This window comes from Nocardia amamiensis NBRC 102102 (genome assembly GCF_001612745.1).
Taxonomy (GTDB): Bacteria; Actinomycetota; Actinomycetes; order Mycobacteriales; family Mycobacteriaceae; genus Nocardia; species Nocardia amamiensis.
The window spans coordinates 55,248-75,899 of sequence record NZ_BDBA01000021.1; the positions used below are offsets into that span (position 1 = coordinate 55,248).

20 protein-coding genes and 1 pseudogene are annotated in these 20,652 nt (G+C 67.8%); 9 read left to right on the plus strand and 12 right to left on the minus strand.

The features are described 5' to 3' along the window. Positions 1-161 precede the first annotated feature (161 nt). Together NA4_RS05890 and NA4_RS05895 are read left to right on the plus strand one after the other, a co-directional pair. Positions 162-749 carry a TetR/AcrR family transcriptional regulator gene (locus NA4_RS05890; protein WP_307188573.1) on the plus strand — a complete coding sequence of 196 codons (588 nt, stop codon included), beginning with the start codon at positions 162-164 and terminating at the stop codon, positions 747-749. After that, positions 746-1,585 carry an alpha/beta fold hydrolase gene (locus NA4_RS05895; protein WP_067465059.1) on the plus strand — a complete coding sequence of 280 codons (840 nt, stop codon included), beginning with the start codon at positions 746-748 and terminating at the stop codon, positions 1,583-1,585. The genes NA4_RS05890 and NA4_RS05895 overlap by 4 nt, the downstream gene beginning before the upstream one ends. Positions 1,586-1,737: 152 nt before the next feature. Here the strand turns inward: NA4_RS05895 and NA4_RS05900 are convergent, their stop codons facing one another. Next, positions 1,738-2,139, minus strand: coding sequence for a winged helix-turn-helix transcriptional regulator (locus tag NA4_RS05900; RefSeq protein ID WP_067465135.1), 402 nt, complete (start codon positions 2,137-2,139; stop codon positions 1,738-1,740). A 65-nt stretch (positions 2,140-2,204) separates the two neighbouring features. On the opposite strand from NA4_RS05900, the gene NA4_RS05905 reads away from it, so the two are divergent. Further along, positions 2,205-2,846 carry a nitroreductase family protein gene (locus NA4_RS05905; protein WP_067465061.1) on the plus strand — a complete coding sequence of 214 codons (642 nt, stop codon included), beginning with the start codon at positions 2,205-2,207 and terminating at the stop codon, positions 2,844-2,846. 377 nt (positions 2,847-3,223) lie between these two features. On the opposite strand, the gene NA4_RS05910 is transcribed toward NA4_RS05905, so the two are convergent. The 6 genes and pseudogenes from NA4_RS05910 to NA4_RS05930 all read right to left on the minus strand — a co-directional run bounded on the left by NA4_RS05910 (position 3,224) and on the right by NA4_RS05930 (position 8,588). Beyond that, positions 3,224-4,651, minus strand: a complete 1,428-nt coding sequence (locus NA4_RS05910; RefSeq protein WP_067465063.1) for a S8 family serine peptidase — start codon at positions 4,649-4,651, stop codon at positions 3,224-3,226. After that, positions 4,609-5,289 (minus strand): HdeD family acid-resistance protein, encoded by a 681-nt coding sequence (locus NA4_RS05915; RefSeq protein ID WP_067465065.1) that lies wholly within the window; start codon positions 5,287-5,289, stop codon positions 4,609-4,611. The genes NA4_RS05910 and NA4_RS05915 overlap by 43 nt, the downstream gene beginning before the upstream one ends. Before the next feature lie 182 nt (positions 5,290-5,471). Next, positions 5,472-5,599 (minus strand): annotated as a pseudogene (locus NA4_RS44020) (transposase); the annotation flags it as partial. Positions 5,600-5,617: 18 nt separating this feature from the next. After that, positions 5,618-7,111, minus strand: a complete 1,494-nt coding sequence (locus NA4_RS05920) for a S1 RNA-binding domain-containing protein (protein WP_067465067.1) — start codon at positions 7,109-7,111, stop codon at positions 5,618-5,620. Position 7,112: 1 nt separating this feature from the next. Next, a complete protein-coding gene (locus NA4_RS05925; protein ID WP_067465069.1) occupies positions 7,113-7,451 on the minus strand; it encodes a recombinase family protein in 339 nt (112 codons plus the stop codon). Between the two features lie 198 nt (positions 7,452-7,649). Further along, positions 7,650-8,588: a coiled-coil domain-containing protein gene (locus NA4_RS05930; protein ID WP_245671129.1), complete on the minus strand. Its 939-nt coding sequence runs from the start codon at positions 8,586-8,588 to the stop codon at positions 7,650-7,652. A 693-nt stretch (positions 8,589-9,281) separates the two neighbouring features. Between NA4_RS05930 and NA4_RS05940 the strand changes: the two genes are divergently transcribed. Beyond that, positions 9,282-9,581, plus strand: coding sequence for a hypothetical protein (locus tag NA4_RS05940; protein ID WP_067465079.1), 300 nt, complete (start codon positions 9,282-9,284; stop codon positions 9,579-9,581). A gap of 175 nt (positions 9,582-9,756) precedes the next feature. Continuing rightward, the gene (locus NA4_RS05945; RefSeq protein WP_067465081.1) at positions 9,757-10,959 is read left to right on the plus strand and encodes a site-specific integrase; all 1,203 of its coding nucleotides are present in this window, start codon (positions 9,757-9,759) and stop codon (positions 10,957-10,959) included. 116 nt (positions 10,960-11,075) lie between these two features. On the opposite strand, the gene NA4_RS05950 is transcribed toward NA4_RS05945, so the two are convergent. Together NA4_RS05950 and NA4_RS05955 are read right to left on the minus strand one after the other, a co-directional pair. Continuing rightward, positions 11,076-12,554 carry an FAD-dependent monooxygenase gene (locus NA4_RS05950; protein ID WP_067465084.1) on the minus strand — a complete coding sequence of 493 codons (1,479 nt, stop codon included), beginning with the start codon at positions 12,552-12,554 and terminating at the stop codon, positions 11,076-11,078. Next, complete coding sequence (locus tag NA4_RS05955) at positions 12,541-13,053, minus strand: hypothetical protein (protein ID WP_067465086.1); 513 nt, start codon at positions 13,051-13,053, stop codon at positions 12,541-12,543. The genes NA4_RS05950 and NA4_RS05955 overlap by 14 nt, the downstream gene beginning before the upstream one ends. Before the next feature lie 135 nt (positions 13,054-13,188). Between NA4_RS05955 and NA4_RS05960 the strand changes: the two genes are divergently transcribed. From NA4_RS05960 to NA4_RS05975, 4 genes are all read left to right on the plus strand, one after another. Beyond that, the gene (locus NA4_RS05960) at positions 13,189-14,091 is read left to right on the plus strand and encodes a LysR family transcriptional regulator (RefSeq protein WP_169810984.1); all 903 of its coding nucleotides are present in this window, start codon (positions 13,189-13,191) and stop codon (positions 14,089-14,091) included. A 420-nt stretch (positions 14,092-14,511) separates the two neighbouring features. Next, the gene (locus NA4_RS05965) at positions 14,512-15,411 is read left to right on the plus strand and encodes a macrolide 2'-phosphotransferase (RefSeq protein WP_067465092.1); all 900 of its coding nucleotides are present in this window, start codon (positions 14,512-14,514) and stop codon (positions 15,409-15,411) included. 337 nt (positions 15,412-15,748) lie between these two features. Further along, the gene (locus tag NA4_RS05970) at positions 15,749-16,813 is read left to right on the plus strand and encodes an amidase (protein WP_245671135.1); all 1,065 of its coding nucleotides are present in this window, start codon (positions 15,749-15,751) and stop codon (positions 16,811-16,813) included. A 114-nt stretch (positions 16,814-16,927) separates the two neighbouring features. After that, a complete protein-coding gene (locus NA4_RS05975; protein ID WP_157128834.1) occupies positions 16,928-17,212 on the plus strand; it encodes a hypothetical protein in 285 nt (94 codons plus the stop codon). 189 nt (positions 17,213-17,401) lie between these two features. Here the strand turns inward: NA4_RS05975 and NA4_RS05980 are convergent, their stop codons facing one another. The 3 genes from NA4_RS05980 to NA4_RS05990 all read right to left on the minus strand — a co-directional run. After that, the gene (locus NA4_RS05980; protein ID WP_067465096.1) at positions 17,402-17,827 is read right to left on the minus strand and encodes a DoxX family protein; all 426 of its coding nucleotides are present in this window, start codon (positions 17,825-17,827) and stop codon (positions 17,402-17,404) included. Between the two features lie 184 nt (positions 17,828-18,011). Then, the gene (locus tag NA4_RS05985) at positions 18,012-19,148 is read right to left on the minus strand and encodes an FAD-binding oxidoreductase (protein WP_067465098.1); all 1,137 of its coding nucleotides are present in this window, start codon (positions 19,146-19,148) and stop codon (positions 18,012-18,014) included. Positions 19,149-19,160: 12 nt separating this feature from the next. Further along, positions 19,161-20,652, minus strand: a 1,492-nt coding sequence (locus NA4_RS05990; RefSeq protein ID WP_245671131.1) for a phytoene desaturase family protein, incomplete at its 5' end; no start/stop codon positions are given.

Genomic DNA, 20,652 nt, shown 5'->3' on the forward strand with positions numbered 1-20,652 from the left:
ACGCACAACGCGCACGGCCGGAGCGAAGGCGGAGGTACGCCTACGTGTTCGCCTATAGGGACGCTCCGTGCGAACGGAATTCATCGCCCGGCAGCCAGAATTGCCAAACCTAGGATGGTTAGGATAAAACCATATTGCCCTAGTTTTCGAGGAGGTGGCAGATGATGGCGCGAGCGAGGCTGACCGCGGAGCGGATCACCGTGGTCGCGGCCGATCTCGCCGACGAGATCGGGCTCGACAACGTCACCATGTCGGCCGTGGCCCGGAAGTTCGGCGTCCAGGACGCCAGCCTGTATTCCCACGTCAAGAACCTTCAGGACCTGCGAACGCGAGTCGCCGTCATGGCGGCCACCGAGAAGACCGACCTGATCGCCGCCGCGATCGCCGGACGCGCCGGACGCGACGCGCTCGCCGCATACGCCCACGCCTGGCGCGATTACGCGCTGCGCTATCCCGGGCGATACGCGGCCACCCAGCTGCCGATGAACCCGGACGTGGCGAAGACCGCAACCGGCGCGCTGCGCGCCGTCGAGCTGACTTACGGCATGCTGCGCGGCTACGGCTTGGCAGAACCCGACCGCACCGACGCGGTTCGATTGCTGCGCAGCACCTTTCACGGATACAGCGTTTTGGAGGCCACCGGCGGTTTCGGGCACGCGCGCTCCACCGCAGAGTCCTGGGAACGCATCATCGACGCCCTGCACGTCGCACTCGAGCAGTGGCCGTCCCGTCACGAGGAGAAGTCGTGAAATCCGACACCCTGAAAGTGCCCGGAGCCACGTTGCATTACGAGGTGCGCGGCGCCGGACCGGTACTGCTGCTGCTGTGCGGCAGCGGCGGCGACGGGGCCGTCTTCGACATCATCGCCGAGCCCCTCGCGGAGCACTTCACCCTGGTCACCCCCGATCCTCGCGGCTATTCACGCAGCCTGCTCGACCCCGGCGCTGCCGACGGCGTGGCGGTCGAAGTACAGAGCGACGACGCCCATCGGCTGCTCGAACACCTCACGCCCGCAGGCGAAGACGCCTACGTCTTCGGTGGCAGCGGCGGCGCGGTGGTGGCGCTGGAGTTGCTTGCCCGGCAACCGCAACGCCTGCGGCTGGTGGTCGCACACGAACCGCCGTGCTTCGCGGTGCTCCCCGACGCGGCCGTGCACAAGGCGTTCGTCGACGAGGTGTACAACCTTTTCGTGACCGAAGGCCTCGCCGCCGCGGGCGCGCGTTTCCTCGACGGCATCGGCGGCGGAATGAAGGCCATGCCCGATCCGGCCGAACTCCCGCCCCGCGCGGCCGCGATGATCGAACGCATACACGCCAACGCGCCGCGCATGATGGCGCACGAATTGCGCGTTGTCACCTCGCACCGCCCTGATGTGGCGGCCCTGTCCGCGGTCTCCGACCGGCTGGTGCTCGGCGCGGGCCGCGAGAGCAGGGGCAAGCTCCCCTACCGTCCGGCCGAGACACTCGCGGCGCACCTGGGCATCCCCTTGATCGAGTTCCCCGGCGGGCACAGCGGTTTCACCGACGAACCCGCCGAATTCGGGCGGCTTCTGCTCGATCTGCTCCTCGCCGCCCGGGCGCGCTGACCGTCGCACCGGTCGACTCGATGGTCGCGCTGCGGCCGCGTTGCGAGGTCGGCCGTCGCTCGGATCCGGCGCATTTGCGTGTGGTCAGCAGACTTCGCGTGGATCGCCGCATCCGGAGCGGGAGTGTGACTCTGCGGCTGGGGCTCGGAGAGTCAGACCGCGCCCTCGGCGTGCCGAGCCTCGGAGTCGCGGCGTTCCGCTTCGATGCGGTTGATGTTGGTTTCGATCCATTCCCGCAGCGCCGCGATGGGGACACGCAGACTGTGGCCGAGCCCGGTGAGCGTGTATTCCACCCGCGGCGGGACGGTGGGGTGCACGGTACGGATCACGAATCCGTCTGTCTCCAGCCGACGCAACGTCTGGGTCAGCATCTTCTGCGATATGCCTTCGATGCGCTGGTGCAGGTCCGTGTATCGCATCGTGCCCTCGGCCAGGGCATCCACGATGAGCACGGTCCACTTACCGGCAATGTGGTCGAGCACCTGGCGAGTGGGGCATTTCGCGGAATAGACATCGGCGGGAAGTCCCGACGACTCGACATACGTACGCACCATTGGAGTGTAGCGCACAAAAAGGTGCTGTCTTCCCAATAGTTTGTAACTAACCGATAGTTAGAAATATGGAGAAGCAAGCCATTTCGGTTTCCGAAGCCATCCGCGTCCGCCGCACCGTCCGTCACTACCGTCCTGATCCGGTCCCGGCACCGGTTCTGGACGAACTGCTGGATCTGACCATGCAGGCACCCAGCGCCTGGAATATGCAAGACCGCTCGGTCGTCGTCGTGACCAGCGAATCCGGCCGCAGGGAACTGTCGGCAGCCGCCTTCGGTCAGCCGCAGCCACTCGAGGCGCCGGTCACGCTCGTCTTCGTCGCCGACAGCACGGCATGGGAAGCGCCCAACACCGACATCGCGGAACAGGCCCGCCACAGTGGCGCGTGGAACGCCGAATTCACCGCCCTCTTCGACAGCCGCGCGGAGTTCCACGAGCTGCGCCGACGGGATCTACTGCGGGAAAACGCCGTCAAGAACGCCATGATCGCGGCCACGTACACCATGCTGGCCGCCACCGCACTCGGGTTGGCCTCGGCGCCGATGAACGGATGGGATCCCGACCTGGTCAAGAAGGCGATCGGTATCGAGGACCGCCCCGAGCTCGCCATTGCCGTACTGGTAACCGTCGGCTACAGCGACGCCGCGCCGCCACATCCGGGACGCCGCGCCGTCGAACGCACCGTCTTCTTCGAGCGATTCGCTGCCTGAAAGGTTCGGTGGGCAGGCGTTGGTCGCCTGCCCACCGCTCAGCTCGGCGCCGCTGGACCGAAGCTCCATCGGCTGCGCGTCGGGAGCGACCGAGATATCACCGGTAAGCGATGGCCGATCGCCGAATCGCGGCGCAATTGAGATGAATTGCCTTGTTGTAGAAGCGATTTCATTGATTCCGAATCGGGCAACAATATCGAGGGATGATTCCACTGTGCGCAATCGTGCCCCGAGGAGTTGGGTACCGCGCTCCCATCCTGAATGGCTGAGCACAGCGGGCCCACGGGTGCCGCGGCGAACTCGACAAGGCTGTCCCCACTCGCCGCGTCGTACGTCTGTCGTTCCGAAAGCAGCTGTCGCGCACCCGTTCCGCCCTATCACGGTCCGAGCAGCGACTCGAGGTCCGGCAGGTTGCCGATTCTCTGGGTCGCCGGCCGCTCCAGCGCGTCGGTCTGCGGCGAGCCGGTTTCGCGCAACCGGGTCCGTACCTCCCCGGGGGTCTTACGTCCCGCGCCAGCCCCGCTCATGCCCTGATAGCTTGCGACCGCGCCGGTCACGATCGGGGACGCGCTCGAGGTTCCGCTGAATACGTCGGTGTACCACAGGTCCTCGTCGGAGCCTCCTTGCAGGTCGCCATAGCCAGTGGTGGTGACTTCCATTCCCCATCCCTGCGCGTCGACACGCTCGCCGTAGTTGGAGAAGGTCAGCCGGGAGCGGGCCGGGCCGTGGTCGCGGCCGTGGAATCCTGGCGGTGGTGCGCCCGCGCCGACGATGATCGCACCGGAGTCGGCCGCGCCACCGCGGAATGGGTTGTGCCACGCCGCCGGGAACTCCGGCGGACGGGTGTCATACAGCGCGGCATCCAGATCCTCGCCGCCATTGCCGGCCGCCTCGACCACGATCACGCCCTTGCCGACCGCGTACCGGATCGCCGCCGAGTCGTCGGGCCACCATTCGACCGGAATGTAACCGCGCTGGTCGGGTCTGCCCGCATAGTCGAATCGCGGGCCGGGACGATGGACTTCGAGCAGGATCACGTCACCGGGACCCAACACGTCCGCGGCCGAACGGATCGCGGCCGCCGATCCGGACCCGAAGATCGACACCGCCCGCATGTGCGCCTCGGGCGCGATGCCGGTGACGCCGTATGCGTTGACGTCGGCACTGATAGCGCCCGCGACGGCGGTGCCGTGGTCGCGCCAGCCCCGGTCCGGTGCCGGGGAGCCGCCGATGACGCCGCCCTGGTTGGCTTGCAAATCCTCGTGGGTGAACCGCCAGGCTCCCTCGACATCGACCACCCGCACGCCCGCGCCGCGTCCTCCGGGAACCGTCCAGGCCCAGCGCGCGGCGATTCCCTGCGGCGCGGCGTCCAGATACCCTTGGCGCTCTGTGAGATCCGGCGTAACCGGGGGTGCGTCGACTACGGAACGAGCCGTGCCCGTCACGATGCCTTCCGGCGCGATCGGTGGTTCGGCGGGCGGCTTCACGTACGCTGCCGCTACGGCGTCGTCGTCGCGTAGCCGACCGGCGAGCTCGTGGAGCTCGCCGCCGACACCATCGACATAGAAGTAATTGAGGTATTCCGCGCCCGTTTGCTCGTATGACGCGCCCCTGAGTCGGCCCTGCAATCGGTTGGGCGGTCCGAAGATCCGTACCAATCGGCCACCCTCCGGAAGCCGCCTGGCCACATGCGACTGGACGCTGCGGCTCTCGCGGAGGGCGATCGGGGTGATCGCGGCGTCGGCGGCGTGGGTGACCACGATCAGTTCGGCGGGCGATCGGAGCTTCGGATGCTGGGATGCCATGGTGCACAGTCAACCTGGAGGGCGCTCCCGTCGCCACCGCGCTCACCGATCCACGCTGGCGTCGGCATCGTCCCGGTCAGCATGGCCGCACGGGGCCTGATGACGGTGACGCTGAGCACCTCCATCGCACCGATCCCGATCAGGCACAGTCCGGCCACCCAGCCCACCGTGTCCAGTGAATCGAACGGCAGCGCACCGACAATCACGCCGAGCGTGAGCGTGATCAGCCCGAACACCTCTTGCCGTGCTCGCCCGGGCAGATTGTCGACCCATACCGCCACGGTGGCGTGGCAGATTCCGCGAATCGCCCAGGCCAGCCCGATCCAGAACGCCAGCAACAGCGCCGAATTGCCGCCCGCGAAGCACAGCACCGCCAGCAAGGCGGACATGACGCCGCTGATCAGCACCAGCACTCGCAGGGCCGGGGCGATCCGGGCGCTCACCGCCAGAATCATCTGGAACACACCGTTGAGCAGAAGATAGCCGCCACACAGCAGTTCCGCTGTCGGTAGCGACTTGTGCGGCCACACCGCTAGTGCCACACCCATGATCATCGAGCAGGCGCCGACCACCAGTACCGACTGCCGGACACCGCCGGCCAGTGGTTCCGCACGCCCTTCCACCACAGTTTCGGGCATAGCTAGATGATATGACCCCGCGTTGATTAGCGGGCCGTTTGCCCCGCTCTGGCAGCGACATTCGGTCCTGTAGTCCGCGCCGAGCACACCAGCCCGGGAGCTCGGGTCACCATCACTCGTTCGCCTGCCCGACGAACGGCGGTGTCGTCATCGAGCCGGCACGCCCTCTGACGGGGCCGCCCGATCTTTCGGTCAGTGTCGATCTCGACCGCGCCGCTCTCCGTCAGCACCGTTCTCGAGCGAGTGCCATTGCGGGAGTTGCCGCTCCGCGACCTGCCGGGTCGTGTTACTCGTACCCGACATGCTCGGTCCTTCCGCGTTGGTTCCCTCATCCGGATGCGATGGCCTGTTTGCGTGACAGGGTGATCCGGCGGCGTTCCAGGTCGACGTCGATGACTTTTACGTGGATTTCGTCGCCGACTCGGAGGACGTCTCCGGGTTTGTCCACCTGTCCTGCGGCCAGTTCGGTGTTGTGCACCAGTCCTTCGAAGCCGTCTGGGCGGTCCTCGATGCGGACGAACGCGCCGAACGGCATGAGTTTGGTGACGCGGCCGCGCACGATCCGGCCGACCTGCTGCACGATCTGCGGCATCGGATCCTCTTGCAGCGCCTTGAGCGACAGGCTCACCTCTTCGCGCACCATGTCGATGTCGATGATCTGTGCGGTGATCTCCTGACCGACGCTGAGGATCTCGGAAGGGTGGCTGACGGGCCGCCAGGACAGTTGCGGAGTTTTGATCAGCGCGGTGACCCCGCCGATGTCGACGAACACCCCGAAGCCGGCGATCCGGCTGATGGTGCCGTTGCAGATCTGGCCTCGGCGCAGGGTCTTCGACAACGCCCAGTTGTGGTCGCTCGGGGTCGGTTCGGTCCTCCACCGGGCCCGCAGGACGCCGTCGCTGTCGGGCAGGACGGCGGTGAACAGGGGGTGGCGTTCGTCGACATACAGCGAAAGCGCGGTTGCGGCACGTGCGCCGGTGACCCGCGCTGCCAGTTCGGTGAACTGGGTCTCGTCGGCAATGATGCTGGTGATCTGTCCGTGTTCGTCCTCCCAGACGAGTTCGATCAGGCCTTCGTCAGGGAGAGCGGCAAGGATCTCGTCGACGTCGGTGGACAGGTCCGGCCAGACGGTGAGTCGAGCACGAGGGGTGAGTTCGGCGCGTACCGCGTCCACAGTGTCGCTGGTGAGGCGGTGCCAGCGCGACGCGTTGAAGATGTACCCCTCTTCCAAGATGACAGCTTGGTGTGTGGTGATGCACCAGCGCAGCCGTGCCCAGAAAATGTCGTCGGCGGGTCGCTGTTCGCCGGGCTCGGTGTCGAAAGCCGCATCGTAGGGGGATGTCTCGAGCCGTTCGGGAAACAGTCCCAGTGCGCGGGTGCGGGACAACACCCTGTCACAGGGCTCGCTGGTGCTGATGTAGACGTACTGGTCCCACCCGACGTGCACCGCGAATATGTCTTCTACTTCCAGGCGGCACCAGGCGCCGTTGTCGCGGAGCATTGCCCGTACCAGCTCCAAGCCGACGTCCATCGGCACCTGCGCGCCGTCGTGGAATCCGGTGAGGTCGGGCGGGAAGAGCCCGACCAGACCGTGGCCTTCGATAGGCGGCTCCAGGCCGAAGTGGACGTGGCCGGTGATCTGCGGTTCCCGGATGGTCAGCTGGTGGACGCCGGTGTCTTCGGCAAATGCGGCCACGGCTTGCAGGTAGGCGGCTTCGACCGGCCCGTGGTCGCTGAGTTCGTCCTCGGCGCCGGTATAGCTGCCGCGCTCGTCGCGGTCGGCGGGGTCGTACTTGGTGACCCGGTAGGTGTAAGGCAGCACGTCACTGCCCCGCCCCGGTCTTCGCGGCGGTCATCCCCTCGGCCGGGTCGTAGATGGTGCCGCCCAACGACAGCTTCACACCGCGTGCGGCCATGCCGTCACCGATCTCGCGGGAGTCGCGCACCACGCGGGCGAGCCGATCGTGTTCGGGGACGATCAGGGGGTTGCCGGCGCGGACGGCCGCGAGAGCTCGGTCGAAACCTTGCCGGGCGCGGCCGGTGCCGGTCAGGCAGTGGTCGAGGCGGATCCGGGCTTCGGCGACGCCGCGACCATACAGGATCTGCCAGCGGGCCTGCTCATTGGTAAAGCAGCGAGCGTCGCCGATAAGGGTTGCGGTCACACAGGAACCGTACGGTAGGTCTGCCCTCAGCGGATACCCTGAACGAGACGACATCTCGCCTGGTCGGCACAGACAGACGAAGATCCTCCCGTGCGTCCGTTGGCGGATGCCCGCCCGGACACCCGTTCAGCCCCCGGAGCGGATCGAACAGCCCGCTGGATACGCGTCCACACCGGACGCGGATGGCTCATGACAGCCTCAGGAGTCCGGGTCCGTAACGGCTGGTTCGCGGCGTCTCTCGGCGAAGAGTTCGTCGAGTTGGGTTTCGGCGCGTTCGGCGCGGGCGAGCGTTTGGGCGCGTGCTTCATCCAGTGCCGCGAGGCGCTGGGCGGCTTCGGTGCGGACCTTGTCGATGGCCGCGGCGGCTTCGGTGCGGGCTGCGGCGAGATCTGCGGCCGCGGTGCGGCGGATCTCGGTGAGTTCAGCGCGCGCAGCGTCGAGTTCGGCACGGACCCTGCGCCACTCGGTGCGTGCTTCGTCGGCGGCTTCGGCTCGTTCGGCGGCAGACTGCTCGGCGCGCTCGGTCGCGCGTTCGGCGTCCGCCGCGCGCTGCACGGCGAGGTCGCGTTCGGCGTGGGCGGCCCTGACCTGAGCCGCTGCCTCGCGCTGGGCCTTCGCGATCTCGGTGTCGGTGCGCCGCTGCGCGTGCTGTACCTGTTCGGCCGCATCACGTTCGACGCGTTCGATTTCTGCGGCGGTCTCTTGGCGCACGGCGCGGATCTCGGCTTCGGCGTCGCTGCGCGCGGCGAACACGTCGTCGGCGGCCTGCTTGGTCGCTCGTTCCACTTCGAGCAGTGCGTCGTCGCGTGCCGAGTGTGCTCGGGCGACTAGTTCTTCGGCCCGTTCGGCGGCATTCGCGGCGTCGTCGGCCGCGGACTCGGCCAGTGCCCGTGCTTCCTGCGCCTCCCTGCGTGCCTGTTCCGCCGCCACCGCGACCGCTTCGGCCTCCGCGATCCGCCGTGCCGCGTCCGCCTGCACCGCCTGGACCTGCGCTTCGGCGATGGACGGGTCGGCGAGCGTGGACAACTCCGCGACAGCGGCATTCAACGTGGTGTTCAACTGCCCGGCGAGCGACCGGAACTGCGTGAGCAGCTCATCGGCACGCAACCGCGCGGCAGTGACCGGCCCCTGCTGCATCACAGTGACGACAGCGGGCGCCTCCGTTTCCTGTTGCCGCCGTTGCCGCTCCCGCCACGCACGCCATCGTGTGTGATCCGGATGGTCGCAGTACTCCGACGGCCGACCGGGCCCGCCTCCCCGCGTGAGGGGACGAGAGCAGCCCGGGTAGTTGCACAGATTCGACACGCCAGAATCGTAGCGTTGGTTTCGTCATTTCCAACGGATCGACACGAAACGAATTCCTTTGGGCTGCAACGAGGCGCAGGTTCCGCTGGCCTCCGATAAGTGAACCTTATCGGGGGTCAGAAGCACCTGCACGCCAACTTTCGACACTCGAAATACGTTTCTGTTTGGTTAGTGCCAACGCAACGAAATCCTGACGGAAAGGGCTGAAAACTGTGCACCCCTTCCCAAAGACAGAGCGTCTGGGCTCGATGGGTGCGATCGCCGGAACAGTTGAAAAAGTCAGTGGCTGGCAGAGGTGACGTACCGGTTCGCCCTGCCCGAGATGTATGCCCGTAGCGGTTCCGAGATGGACTTGGTTGCAGCGGGGCGTCTGCGCGACTTGTGCTACCTGGATGACCGGGACGTCGAGTACGAACAGGTCGAAGAGGTGGTCAGGGGCTTCGGCAAGCTCGGGGCTTCGGCAAGCTCAGGGTGCACGGTCCGTTCGCGGCGATCTTCGGTGAGCAACGCCGCTGCACTGCCGAAGTGACATCGGTGTACGCCGAGTTCTATCACCGACTCGGCCACCTGGCTTTGGAACGGTTACTCGGTCCGGCCGAGTGGACGCCTTTGACGCGGTTGCGGGAGTGGGTGGCTGATCGGGACGTACGCCGCAGCGAGGTTGAGGCCGCCTTCGGCGAACCGAGCCTGCGGGTCGGCAAATGGGTGTCGTGTTATGCACCAGCGGATGGTGGACCGTGGGTGTTCTTCGACTGCTGGGACGAGCTATCGCTGCGGTACGTGCCTGGCGAGGGCCCGGGGGGAGCCGGAGAATTGTCACTGTGACGCTTGGCAACCCGGGGGCTTAGCTGCACCCGCGAGGAGCCATTGTTGACGCCGTTGGTCGAAACCGGTGCACAGGTGCCGAAATCCCCCGTTGGGCGTGCCGTAGGCTGAAGTCTCGCGTCGAATACCTTTGGCGCAGGCAGCCAGTCGCCGATGTGAATGCGGGAGCCGAGACATGGACGATCGATCCACCGTCGTCGCGGTCCCCGAGTCGGTACGCACGGAGTTGCGCCGTGGAGTCCGCAGTGTCCTGGTCGACGCCGCTGCGCTGCGCTTGGTGCGGGATCGCTTCGACGACGATCAGGCCGGTTCGCTGCGCCGGTATCTCGAAGCCTCCCAGTCGGCGAACACGGTGCGCGCCTATCGCGCCGACTGGGTTGCCTGGGCGGCTTGGTGTGCCGCCGAAGGCAGACAAGCTCTGCCCGCCGATGCCCTCGACGTCGCGGTCTACCTGGCGGCGGCCGCCGACGCGCGTCGCGATACGGGCGGATGGGCGTTCAGTCCAGCGACGTTGGAACGAAAGTCGGCCGCCATCGCCGCGGTGCACGCGGCGAACGGACTGCCGTCGCCGACGCGCTCGGATGTGGTGCGGCTGACCCTGCGCGGTATCCGCCGCACCCGCCGCGCGCAACCCCAGCGCAAACGTCCGGTGCTGCTGCACACACTCGACCAACTCCTCAGCGAGCTTCCCGCACCGGGCTGGCCCACCGAACCCGCCCGCCGCCGGGACGCGCTCGCACTGCTCATCGGTTTCGCCGGAGCCCTGCGCCGCAGTGAACTGGCCGGACTGCGCGTCGGCGATGTCGAGGTCGGCACCGACCACAGCACCGGCGAACCGATCCTGCTGATCCGGCTGCCCGCCACAAAGACCGACCCCACCGGCACGGCGGAACAGCGCGTGGCCCTTCCCCGCGGCCGCCGCCCCGCCACCTGCCCGGTCTGCGCATTCGCCGACTGGGTGCAATTGCGCGAAATACACTCCGCCACAGGGACTTCCGGTGTCCGGAGCTGGCTGTCCGAGCTGCCTTCCGGTTCTCCCGACATGCACCGCTGCCACGGCTTCACCGGCACCCACATCGACCCGGACCTTCCCCTCTTCCCCGCCATCACCCGGCACGGAGCCATCGGCGACGCCGCGATGTCCGGGCGCGCCGTCGCCGAACTGGTCAAGCGCTATGCCGCCCGAGCGGGTCTCGACCCCGACCTGTTCTCCGGTCACTCACTGCGCGCCGGATTCGCCACACAGGCCGCGCTCGGCGGCGCCAGCGACCGCGAGATCATGCGCCAGGGCCGATGGTCCAACCCGCGCACCGTCCACCGCTACATCCGAACGGCAAACCCTCTCGAAGACAACGCGGTCACCAAACTCGGGTTGTGAGGTCACCAGTCCCGACGCTCGCGGCATTCAGGGCCTGGTCGAGCTCGCCGATGCCCTCGAGCGACATGTCGCCTCGGGCGAGGCCGAGGTGGCTCCCGCACCGGCCCGTGTGGTCATCACGGTATCCGCGCGGGTCCGCTGGCCCTCGCGGTCCAAGTGCGCCAAGCGGTTTGCCAGCCGTCGGGGCCGCTGGCGCGGCTGCTGGGACCGACCCAGGCGATGTAGCCGTCGGGGCGGACCAGCAGAGCGGGTCCCGGGCCGATGCGGCGAGCCTGCGCCACAGTGGTGTCCAGATGTGCGACGTCGTGCTCGCGGATCAGCAGGAAGCCGGGCGTGCGCTGCAGTTCGGTGAGCCGCCCCTCGGCCAGGGGCACCTCCGTGGCGTGGGTGCCCACCACCGGGTGCTGCCCGCGACGGCGCGAATAGCGCAGGGTGACACCGGAAAAGCTGCCCGCGATGGCGTCGCGCACCGGGCCGATGCCCAGCATGAGCGGGGCGAGGTGGTTGCGTAGCCAGCGGGCGGGCGGCGGCCCGAGCGTGACCGCACGCATCATCGCACCGCTTTGCCACAGGACGCGGCGGCCGATGGGGTGCCGCTCGCGGTGGTAGGTGTCGAGGATGGCCGGATCGGCCCCACCGAGGACGAGATCGAGCTTCCAGGAGAGGTTGACCGCGTCCTGGATGCCGGTGTTCATGCCCTGCCCACCCATGGGTGAGTGCACGTGGGCGGCGTCTCCGGCGAGGAAGACCCGTCCGTGGCGATAGCGGCGGACTTGGCGTTCGTCGCAGTGGAATCGGGAATGCCAGCTGATCTCGCGGACGCCGACATCGCGTCCCATGGCCTCGGTGAGCACGCGGACGACCTCGCCTTTCTCGACGGGAGCGCTGTCGGGCAGTTGGCGGTGACGATCCCACGTCACCGATCGATACCACCCGGGCCGGGCCGGGCCGTAGGGCGCGAGGAACCCGAAGACGTTCCGGGTGCTGCCCAGGCTGAGCCCGGTGCCCGAAGGCCCGTCGCCGAGCAAAACGTCGGCCAGGACCACGGAGCTGAGCACGGACTTGCCGGGGAATTCGACCCCGAGCAGCTCGCGAACCGTGCTGTGGGCGCCGTCGGCTCCCACCACGTACGCCGCCCGCCACGTGGACAATTCCCCACCGCCCTTGGGCCGGGCCGTGACGGTGACCCCGTCGGTGTCCTGCTCGAGGCCGACGACCTCCGTGCCGCGCACCACGATCGCGCCCTGGTCGCGGGCGTAGTTTTCCAGGGCCTGGTCGACGACGGTCTGCGGGAGGATCATTCCGTACGGGTAGCGGGAGGGCAGATGGGACAGATCCAGCGCAGCGCCGGAGAACAACTCGACGCGGTCGGTGGTACCTGCCCCGGCGAGCAGGCCTGCGGCCACACCGCGACTGTCGAGGAGCTCCAGAGTGCGGGCCATCGTAACGAAGGCCCGGCTGGCAGGATTGATGCTGGGCCAGCGTTCCAGCACAGTGACCGGACGTCCCGCCCGGGCTAGATCACCCGCGACGGTCATGCCGGTCGGCCCGCCGCCGACCACCAGTACATCGGTGACATGGTCAACGGACCTCATGGCGTGCCTCCGTCGCGATGGCACCTGTGCAGGCGCGCAAGGCATTTCCGGGGTTGGCCACGGCGACGGCCACGAGGTTACCTGGCACATCCTGAGCAATGCTGGAGGCGGGGTCCGGGAAGTAACGGCGGATGTCGTCCGGTGTGGCCATGGCGGAGTAGTTGAAGATGAATCGCGCGCGGGGCAGCGTGGTGTGCACGAGATTCACGATCGACTCGAACAGCAGCGTGTTGCGCTCGGCCAGCCGGACACCGGCGCCGATGAGCACCGCGTCGTATTCCCGGTCGGCCAGCATGCCGCGGATCTTGTCCAGCGCGGTCTCGCCGAAATCGATCTGACACCCGTCCGCCTCGTATCCGGCCTCCCGCAGCAGTGCAAGATTGTCGTCGTTGGCCTCGCGCAGCTTCTCCCGGGTCAGTCCGGCGAACGCGACGAAATCCGGTGATGCGTAGTCGATAACGTCGGGATGCAGTCCGATCTGGATGGCGGTGACGGTCATGGCGGTGATCCTTTCCGTAGTCCATTTCGGTGTGGGGCAAAGGAGGGCCTCTTCTCACCCCTCCACAATGGCCGTCGCGGGCGTATCGTGTCCAACGATGCTTTCTGCTGTCTGTCATCGCAGATGGAGATAGGTATGGATCTTCGCCAGCTTGCGTACTTCGTCGCGGTCGCTGAGGAACGCAGTTTCACGCGCGGCGCCCAGCGCGAGCACATCGTCCAGTCCGCGGCGTCGGCCGCGGTGGCCAAGCTGGAACAGGAGTTCGGCACGGCGCTGTTCACCCGCACACACCGCACGCTGGAACTCACCACCGCGGGACGTATGCTGCTGGCCCGTGCCCGGAATCTGCTCGCCGAAGCACAACGGGCTCGAGATGACATCGGCCGTCTCACCGGCGGGCTCAGCGGGACCGTCACGCTGGGCACCCAGCTGTCGACAGGTTCCTTCGACCTGATCGCCGCCCTGAGCGCCTTTCAGGCCGAGCACCCCGATGTCGTTGTGCGCCTGCGGCTTTCCGTCGGTCCCCTCGCCGGGCACGCCACCGCGCTGCACGAGGGCAGGTTCGACTTCATGCTGCTGCCCGTTCCCCTGCACGGTTCCGCGGTCCTCGGCCCGGATCTCGTCATCGACCCGATCGCGCGCCTGCGCCTGGCTCTGGCCTGCCGCGCGGACGATCCTCTTGCCCGCGCACACCGCGTGACCTGCGCCGACCTTGCCGACCGCCGCTTCATCGACTTCCCCGAAGGATGGGGCAACCGCACCATCGTCGACAGCATGTTCAGTGAGGCGGGCACCAAGCGCACGGTAGCCCTGGAAGTGGTGGACATCGCCACCGCGCTGACCATGGTCCAGCAGCGTCTCGGCCTCGCGTTCGTCCCCGAAGAGGCCATTCCCGCACGAGCCGGCCTCGCCCAGGTCGACCTGGCCACCCCGCCCCAGACAACCGGGCTCGCCGTGGCCGCCTCCCGCAACCACCCGCTCTCCGAAGCGGCCCTCGCCCTGCACCGCACACTGCTCGCGGCCCGGGCCACGCCGTGACTGCGACACCGCAACCTTCCGTAGCCGGAACCGCATACACGCTACCTGTTCCCCGGACGCTGCCCTGGCAGACCAGCCTCATCCCACATCCTCGCTCGCAAACTTCGAGCCCATGGAATCGGCACGTTGAGCTCACGCAACTCCGCCCGCGCCTCCTGAGCACGCGAGATCCCCGGACCGATCGCCGCCGACCTGCTGGGCATCGACATCAACACCGCCACACGATGGGCGCAACGAACCCGACGAGACTTGACCGATTACCTCGTCACTCGACAACCGCGACCGCACCCCAACCGAACCGATCTGGCAAGCGAGGACGGTCGAGGAGTAGGCCGTGTGCTCCGGAGCAGCCCCTCGGCGGCATGGCTGGTGAAGGGAAAAAGCTGGAAGTGGCGTAGGCGCAGGTGAGAGCCTGGTCCCATGAGCACGATCGATGACGCCATCGCTCTGGCCGCCACCCACGGCCCGCACCTGTCCGCGCAGGACGCCACCGTGAACGAGGCGGGCCTGGACTACCGCGTCGTCATGGCCTCCGACGCGACCGGCCAGAGGTGGGTGCTGCGCGTACCGCGCCGCGCCGATGTCTCCGAGGGCATGGCCGCTGAGACGCGCATCCTCGACCTGGTCACCCCCGTCCTGGCCGAGGATGGCGTCGCGGTCCCCGACTGGCAGGTCCGCTCCCCCGAACTGATCGCCTACCCGGCCCTGCCCGGCGCCCCGGGCCTGACCCTGACCAACGCCGGGGAGCCCAACTGGCACATGGACCCTGCCAGCCCGGACTATGCCGATCGCCTGGGGCGCCTGCTGGCCCGTCTGCATTCCATCACCCCGGAGCAGGCCGAGGCCGCGGGCGTCGAGGTCCGTACCTCGGCTCAGGTACGTCAGGCGTGGCGGGACGACATCGCCCGCGTGAGCGAGGCATTCACTGTCTCACCCGCCCTGAGCGAGGCATGGCAGGCATGGCTCGAAGACGAAACCTGCTGGCCCGAGTGGACTGTGATGACCCACGGCGAGATCTACCCCGCGCACGTGCTGTTCGATGAGGAGGGCACGATCACCGGAGTCCTGGACTGGACCACCGCCCGCGTGGACGACCCCGCCCGTGACCTGTCCGCCCAGTACGGCGCCGCGGGCGAGGAGATGTTGCAGGTCACCCTCACCGCGTACGAGCAGGCGGGCGGGCACGTCCACCCCCGCCTGGCAGCCCAGGCGGCGCACCTGTGGGACGCCTCCCCGATCGGGTACGCCCTGCACGCGCTGACCACCGGCGCCGAGACCGACCTGGCCACCGCGGCGGCAATGCTGAACCCCGATGCCTGATACCCCGTCCGGTCCGAAGACGGCGCACCTTCCCGGGGCGGGAACGTGCGCCGTCGCCGTTCCCCGAGATCCGTGCGGCACATGAGGTGGGGCACGGCCCGGTTCGAACCTGGAGGTGAAGGATGGCTCATCCTGTCGGACCTGGCCGAGCGCTTCGGACTTCGGACACGCAGCCAGTTGCTGGCCGCCATTGAGACAGCAGGTCTGCGAGTGCTGGACAGGACGGACACGAGAGACCACGGCATCCACGAAGCCGAGGACGCGCTACGGGTGTCGCGGGTCGAGGCCGCGGGCGCCGTTGTGCTCGGTAAGACCAATGTGCCGTTGATGCTGCGAGATATCCAGAGCTTCAACGAGATCTACCGGCACCACCAACAACCCGTGGGATCACGCTCGCACGTCGGGTGGTTCCTCCGGCGGATCAGCGGCGGCCCTGGCGGCCGGATTCGGCGCGCTGTCCATCGGCTCCGACCTCGCCGGTTCGCTGCGCACCCCCGCGCATTTCTGCGGTGTCTACGCGCACAAGCCGACACTCGGGCTGGCACCGACCCGCGGCATGGTCGCGCCGCCCGCGCCGGCCTTGCCGATCACCCTCGACCTCGCCGTCGTCGGCCCGATGGCGCGCACCGCCCGCGACCTCGCGCTGCTGCTCGACGTGATGGCCGGACCGGACCCGCTGACCCACGGCGTCGCCTACGACGTCGCACTGCCGTCCGCGCGCCACGAACGGCTGTCGGACTTCCGGGTCCTGATCATCGAGGACCATCCGCTCATTCCGACCGGATCGGCGGTGCGGGCGGGCATGAACCGGGTCGCCGAGGCGCTCGTCGACGAGGGCGCCCGCGTCGAACGGCGCAGTCCTCTGCTGCCCGATCCAACCGAAGCGGCGACGCTCCACATGCTGCTGATGCTGTCGAACGCCGCCGCAGGTATTTCCGTCGACGTGTACGAACAGCTGCAGACCCATGCCGCCGTCCTGAGCGCGGACGACCGGAGTCTCGATGCGGCGCGGCTGCGCGGCATGGTGCTCAGTCACCGCGACTGGGTCGAGGCGAACAACCGTCGCGAACTCCACCGCCACGGCTGGCGGCAGCTCTTCGCCGAGTTCGATGCCGTGGTGTGCCCCATCACGCCCACTCCCGCCTTCCTGCACGACCACAACGGAGGTCTGGAGAACCGGCACATCGACATCGACGGTGTCGAGTACCCGTACTTCGACCAGCTCGTCTGGGCCGGCCTGGCGACCATGCCCGGCCTGCCCGCCACCGCCATACCTGCAGGCCGCTCACCCGAGGGCCTGCCGGTGGGAGTGCAGCTCATCGGTCCGATGTTCGAGGACCGCACCCCGCTGCGGCTGGCCGAACTGCTCGAGCAGAAGATCGGCGGGTTCCAAGCACCGTAGTGCGCTTGCACCGAGCCAGGACCGAAAACTGCACGATTCCAATACCGCACCCGTCCTGGATGCGCTGACAGCGCACGAAAAACGGCCCCCGGCCGTGCATTAGGGTCTGACCGCATGGCAGTCCCCTCCCGCCCCATCGGAAGCCTGGCGATCGTACTCGCTGTGGCCGTTGCGATTCCGATGCTCGCGACCCTGGCCTTCGCGGCCATCGGCCATCCCGAATGCGCGACCATCCCGCAAGATGTGGGCCCCTGCGGATACTGGGCCCGCGTGGCGGAGTACGGGCCGTTCATCATGCTGTGGGGAACGGTCGTCACCGCAGGTTTCGGAGCAACGGTGTGGCTGGTGGTCGTCGCTGTACTCGGTCTCTTCGCAGCGCTACGCCGACGCCGCGAGTAGGCCCCGGAATCCTGAAGCCGGCCCGAGCCGCACAGTAGCTTCGTGTACAGGCTGGTTCGAGGTGAAGGTCCGCCGCGGACCAGATGGCCGCTGGATCGATCGCGGCCAACCCGACGGCGATCGATCCGAGAACGCACGACCGGCGATCGGTGGGTGGGCCACCGATCGCCGGTCGTACTGATGGATTTGTCATCGCGACAGCGAGTTGCGCAGATCGGTGATGGTGGCGCGGCGCTCGTAGGCGATCCAGGCGAAGATCGCGGCAAGCACCAGTGGGAAGATCCCCATCAAGGGCTTGTCGGCGATGAAAGCCTGCGTCCCGGCGGCGAGCACGGTGAGAACGGACAGACCCGCGGCAGCCAGGCCACACAGCCGTGGCACCATCAGGCCGATACCGCCTGCGACCTCCGCGACTCCGATGAAGATGAGCAGCCCGAGGGGGATGGTCAGATTCTCGGGGGCGTTGTCGGTCAGGGTGTTCGGTATAACGAGCTTCGGCCCGCCGGAGGCGATGATGAAGAACAGGCCGAGCAGGATCTGCAGGGTCCACAGGGCGCGGTTGCGGACCTTGCCGGAACGGTCGGTGACGTCGTCGGAGAAGTTGGCGGTGGTCATTTCTGGTCCTTCTGGTTGGTCGCGCCGGGTTGGTAGCGCGTTCAACGGATAGGACGGAGCACCGTCGGAGAACTCATCGCTGTCGGCGAAGGTTCTTTCGAAACCGCTGCCGAACCGGCTCAGCGCCGGACTCCGTAGAATTCCAGATCGCGGACGTTGCCGCGGTAGCGGCTCGCGCTCGTGCTCACAGATCGATCTCCACGTCGCTGATGGGGTAGGCCACGCAGGAGTGGGTGTAGCCGAATCGGTCGTCGGACAGGCGGAGTCTGGCCTCCTCGGCGGTGTGCACCTCGCCCTTGACGATCCGCACTCGGCACAGACTGCATTCGCCCGAGCGGCACGCGGCTTCGGGTCGAATACCTTTGTCTTCCAAAGCGTCCAGCAGCGGTCGGTTACGCGGGGTGCGGAAGGAGGTGTCGCCAGCGGTGACGGTGACCTCGCCGGCCGGGTCGACGCCGGTGGGCCAGTGTGGTTGGGCGGTGGGGTCGCTCGGAGCGCCGTTGGCTTCGAAGCGGATCCGCTTGCGCGGGTGCCCGAGCGCGGTCACCTGCTCGAGGGCGTACGGGTAGAGGGCTTGGGGCCCGCACACATACACCATGCGGCCGTTCAAGTCGCCCGCGAGGGCTTTGATGGTGTCGGCGGTGAGGAATCCGGTGGCACCGGGCCAGTCGGCGTCGGGTTCGGCGATGACGTGGTCGACCGTGATGCCAGGGTGCCGGGCGGCGAGTTCGTCCAGCTCGGCGCGGAAGATGACGTCGGAGGCCTGGCGGGAGCCGTAGATCAGGTGGAAGGTCCGGTCCAGATCCCGCTCGACGATCTCGCGGATCATGCTCATCGCCGGGGCGACACCGGAGCCCCCGGCCAGGAACACCACGTCGTTGCCGTGGAAGAGCGGGTTGTGGTGGAAGGTTCCCATCGGTCCGGTGGTGGTGAGGATCTGCCCGGTCTGGGCGGTGTCGATGAGCAGGTTGCTGACGCGTCCGCCGGGGACGCGGCGGACGGTGAGGTCGTATCGGCCGAGCTGGGCGGGGGCCGAGGAGATGGCGTAGGGGCGGCTGGTGCCGTCGATGAAGACGTTGACGTATTGACCGGCCAGGAACGGTGGCAGCTCGCGGTGGTCGAGGCCCTCGAGCCGGAAGGTTTTGGTGCTCGCGGTCTCGTCGATGATCTCGGCCACGACCAGCTGGAGCCGCTTGGGGTGGTAGGTGTCGATGGTGGTGCGCGTTTCGGCGCGGTGGTCGCGGGTGTCGGGGATGCGGGAGTCGATCTCGGCGAGAATCTGCGCCGCGCCGTCGAACTGTTCGGCGAGGGGGTGTTTCATGATGTGCTCCGTTCAGGCGGCCTTGGCGCGCAGCAGGCGGCGGGCGACACGTGCGCCCGCTTCGAGAGTGGGTTGGAATCCGCCGATGCCCGACCACGAACCGGCCAGATGTAGTCCCGGGACATGGGTTTCGCGTTCGCTGTTGCGGAACAGCCAGCCCTCGGTGGCGTCTTGGTCGTAGCCGTAGATGGCGCCGCCGGGATGACCGAGGTAGCGCATCATCGTCAAAGGCGTTGCGACGTCGACTTCTTCGATGGCGTCACGGATACCGGGGGTGATGGTCTCGCACAGGTCGAGCAGCGTCTCGGCGTAGGCGAATTTCGTGCGCGCGTACTCCGACGGAGCCACATTGCGCCAGATGTCGGCGTATTGCAACGTCATCAGGCTGACGTGGGTGGCGCCTGCGGGCGCGAAGCCGATCGGCGCGACATCGTAAGAGCTGACACAGATGCCGCGCGCCGGTTCGAAGGAGCGCCACGCGTTGCAGGTCCGGTCGTCGTCGGTGTCCATGTTCACGAAGGTGGTGCTGGTGGTGAACCCGAGTTCGGCCGGTGTGGCGTCCAGGCCCATGTGCAGCACGAACCCCGAGACGCCGATGCGCCTGGTGGCCAGGTCGTCGCGCACCGCGGTCGGCATGTCGATGCCATCGAGCATGCCGTAGGTCGTGGGCAGCGAAGCGTTGGACACCACATCGGCCGCGGTCACCTCCGAACCGTCCTCGAGCCGAACGCCCAGGACCCGGCCGCTCTCGGTGAGGATGGCCTCGACACCGGCGTTGAACCGCACTTCGCCCCCGGCGGCGAGGAACGCGTCGAGGATCGCGGCCGACATCGCCTGCGAACCGCCGCGCACATGCCAGGGCTTGAACTCGAAGTAGGCGAACAAGGTCAGTGCCAGGTCCTGGAACGGCAGTTTCGACGGTGGCTGACCGAGATAGGTCCAGTACATGCCGAGGGCGGCCTTGATCCGGTCGTCGTCGAAGTACTCGTCGAGAACGTCCTTCAGCGGCCGCAGTCCGTACTTGAACAGCATCGGGTCGATGTGCTCGACCGGCATCCCCCGCATGGCCGCGATCTGCCAGAAGGACATCTGCTTCAGCAGTTCGAAGAACCTCGCCGCACGATCGCGGTTACCGGGGAACTGCGCCTCGATGGCGTCGATGGCCGCGTCCCAGTCGGCGGGCAGCGTCAGGTCCAGCTGTCCGGGGATCACCGCGCGGTAGAGGTCGTGCTCCTGCACGAATTCGAGCGTGTCGGCGATGCCGAGCTGGGCGAACAAGCCCTCGCGCAGTGAGATCGGCTGTCCCTGCACACCGACGCCGGACAGCTGGTGCAGGGCCACCTCGAACTCGAAACGCCCTCGGCGGAAGGAGGTTCCGCAACCGCCGGGAATGTTGTGCCGCTCGAGCAGCAGCGTCCGCGCACCGGCACGCTGCAAAGTGGCGGCGGCGGTGAGCCCGGCATTGCCCGCGCCGATGACGATGGCGTCGTAGTCGCTCATGCCT

Excerpts from the sequence above, each read along its gene's own strand:
- NA4_RS05890 (WP_307188573.1), top strand. The coding sequence starts at position 162 with ATGATGGCGCGAGCGAGGCTGACCGCGGAGCGGATCACCGTGGTCGCG.
- NA4_RS05900 (WP_067465135.1), bottom strand. The coding sequence starts at position 2,139 with ATGGTGCGTACGTATGTCGAGTCGTCGGGACTTCCCGCCGATGTCTAT.
- NA4_RS05905 (WP_067465061.1), top strand. The coding sequence starts at position 2,205 with ATGGAGAAGCAAGCCATTTCGGTTTCCGAAGCCATCCGCGTCCGCCGC.
- NA4_RS05910 (WP_067465063.1), bottom strand. The coding sequence starts at position 4,651 with ATGGCATCCCAGCATCCGAAGCTCCGATCGCCCGCCGAACTGATCGTG.
- NA4_RS05915 (WP_067465065.1), bottom strand. The coding sequence starts at position 5,289 with ATGCCCGAAACTGTGGTGGAAGGGCGTGCGGAACCACTGGCCGGCGGT.
- NA4_RS05930 (WP_245671129.1), bottom strand. The coding sequence starts at position 8,588 with ATGCAGCAGGGGCCGGTCACTGCCGCGCGGTTGCGTGCCGATGAGCTG.
- NA4_RS05945 (WP_067465081.1), top strand. The coding sequence starts at position 9,757 with ATGGACGATCGATCCACCGTCGTCGCGGTCCCCGAGTCGGTACGCACG.
- NA4_RS05950 (WP_067465084.1), bottom strand. The coding sequence starts at position 12,554 with ATGAGGTCCGTTGACCATGTCACCGATGTACTGGTGGTCGGCGGCGGG.
- NA4_RS05955 (WP_067465086.1), bottom strand. The coding sequence starts at position 13,053 with ATGACCGTCACCGCCATCCAGATCGGACTGCATCCCGACGTTATCGAC.
- NA4_RS05960 (WP_169810984.1), top strand. The coding sequence starts at position 13,189 with ATGGATCTTCGCCAGCTTGCGTACTTCGTCGCGGTCGCTGAGGAACGC.
- NA4_RS05965 (WP_067465092.1), top strand. The coding sequence starts at position 14,512 with ATGAGCACGATCGATGACGCCATCGCTCTGGCCGCCACCCACGGCCCG.
- NA4_RS05975 (WP_157128834.1), top strand. The coding sequence starts at position 16,928 with ATGGCAGTCCCCTCCCGCCCCATCGGAAGCCTGGCGATCGTACTCGCT.
- NA4_RS05980 (WP_067465096.1), bottom strand. The coding sequence starts at position 17,827 with ATGACCACCGCCAACTTCTCCGACGACGTCACCGACCGTTCCGGCAAG.
- NA4_RS05985 (WP_067465098.1), bottom strand. The coding sequence starts at position 19,148 with ATGAAACACCCCCTCGCCGAACAGTTCGACGGCGCGGCGCAGATTCTC.